This is a genomic window from Pseudomonas sp. 2995-3 (genome assembly GCF_002742565.1).
In the GTDB taxonomy this organism is placed as follows: domain Bacteria; phylum Pseudomonadota; class Gammaproteobacteria; order Pseudomonadales; family Pseudomonadaceae; genus Aquipseudomonas; species Aquipseudomonas edaphica.
Window position 1 is genome coordinate 1 of the sequence record NZ_LJSB01000289.1, and the last position, 284, is coordinate 284.

Annotated in this window: 1 protein-coding gene; it reads left to right on the forward strand. The window is 37.0% G+C overall.

Annotated elements, in window-relative coordinates:
* A partial coding sequence (locus AOA62_RS31885) for a hypothetical protein (protein WP_218244190.1) occupies positions 1-284 on the forward strand: 284 nt, incomplete at both ends.

The following is a 284-nucleotide window of genomic DNA, read 5'->3' on the forward strand; positions in this document are numbered from 1 at the left end:
GTGCATGTTTATACTCAAAGAAGAAAGGTCTCTTATCTAAACTCCTAAAGATAGATAATACAGAAATCAAAGAGGAAGATGGAGGGGAATTCGTTAAGATATCTATCGATGAAAGGGGAGCACTAAAACAACACCTTATGAATATGGGCTTTCCAGTTACAGATTTACTTGGGTATGAAGAGGGAGATAAACTCTCATTATCATTTGTTGATGATGTAATACTTAGACCATACCAACAGGAAGCAGTAAGTTCCTTTATAGAGCCTAAATCGGAGGCTGGGAAT